General features: G+C 65.1%; 1 rRNA gene (only partly in view). It reads left to right on the top strand.

Annotated features, from left to right (window positions below):
• Positions 1-39 precede the first annotated feature (39 nt).
• Positions 40-1,701, top strand: a 23S ribosomal RNA gene (locus tag DW151_RS10675); it runs 1,392 nt beyond the window's last position.

The following is a 1,701-nucleotide window of genomic DNA, read 5'->3' on the forward strand; positions in this document are numbered from 1 at the left end:
TTAGCGACACGTGGATATCCCGCGGGCCCGAGAGCGGTCCCGCAAGATACCACGGGCGCACGGCGGATGCCTTGGCACAGGGAGCCGATGAAGGACGCGGCAAGCTGCGATAATCCCCGGCGAGGAGCACACATCCTTCGACCCGGGGGTCTCCGAATGGGCGAACCCATCCGTAGCAGTACGGATATCCCGACCCCGAACACATAGGGGCCGGGAGGACAACCCGGGGAACTGAAACATCTAAGTACCCGGAGGAGAGGAAATCAATCTCGAGACTCCCCGAGTAGCGGCGAGCGAAAGGGGACCGATGGCCAAACCGTCGAGCGGGCATACCCGGCAGGGGTTCCGCCGACGGGGTTGCAGGGCCGCGCATCCGGGGGCTGCCGCCCCCGGGCGCAGGTCCGGCTGGGGAGCGGAACGGCATGGGAGGGCCGGCCGCAGCGGGTGACAGCCCCGTACGCGAACCCAGACCGGACGGCGCGACGCGGTCCCTGAGTAGGGCCGGGCACGTGAAACCCGGTCCGAACCTGGGTGGACCACCATCCAAGCCTGAGTACTACCCTGTGACCGATAGCGCACCAGTACCGTGAGGGAAAGGTGAAAAGCACCCCGGGAGGGGAGTGAAACAGTACCTGAAACCGTGCGCCCACGAGCAGTCGGAGCACCCTTGTGGTGTGACGGCGTGCCTTTTGTAGAATGAGCCAGCGAGTCGCTGGCGCGGGGCGAGGTTAACCGAAAGGGAGCCGGAGCGAAAGCGAGCCTTAACAGGGCGACTTGAGTCCCGCGCCGCGGACGCGAAGCCGGGTGAGCTATCCGTGGGCAGGCTGAAGCGGGGGTAAGACCCCGTGGAGGGCCGAACGCACGTCGGTTGAAAACGGCGGCGATGACCTGCGGATAGGGGTGAAAGGCCAATCAAACCCGGAGATATCTCGTTCTCCCCGAAATAGCTTTAGGGCTAGCGTCGCGCGTTCACCGCCGGAGGTAGAGCACCGGATGGACGAGGGGGCTTCGCCGCCTACCGAATCCAACCGAACTCCGAATGCCGGCGGCCCAGAGCGCGGCAGTCAGAGCATGTGGGCTAAGCTGTGTGCTCGAGAGGGAAACAGCCCGGACCGCCCGCTAAGGTCCCCAAGTTCCAGCCGAGTGGCAAAGGATGTGCGTCCGCCCAGACAACCAGGATGTTGGCTTAGAAGCAGCCATCCATTCAAAGAGTGCGTAACAGCTCACTGGTCGAGTGGACATGCGCCGACAATACACGGGGCTAAGCTGGACACCGAAGCGGCGGGATTTTACCTAAGTAGAATCGGTAGGGGAGCTTCCCATGGGCGGGGAAGCCGCCGGGCGACCGGCGGTGGAGCGCATGGGAGTGAGAATGCTGGCATGAGTAGCGAGAGACGAGAGAGTAACTCGTCCGCCGTGAACCCGAGGTTTCCTGGGCAAGGCTAATCCTCCCAGGGTCAGTCGGGGGCTAAGGCGAGGCCGGGAGGCGTAGCCGACGCGCAGCAGGCAGACATTCCTGCACCGCGCACGCGGCGCTACGACCGACGGGGCGACGGATGGGGGTGGCTCGGCGGGGTTCTGGACGTCCCCGTGATGGAGCGCGGCCCGCGGACCAGGGAAATCCGGTCCGCACGAGGGCGAGGCTCCGGACGAAGCGATCAAGCGAAGCGAGTGAGCCCGAGGTCCCTAGAAAAACCCCTA

This window comes from Collinsella sp. AM13-34 (assembly GCF_003473055.1).
Classification (GTDB): domain Bacteria; phylum Actinomycetota; class Coriobacteriia; order Coriobacteriales; family Coriobacteriaceae; genus Collinsella.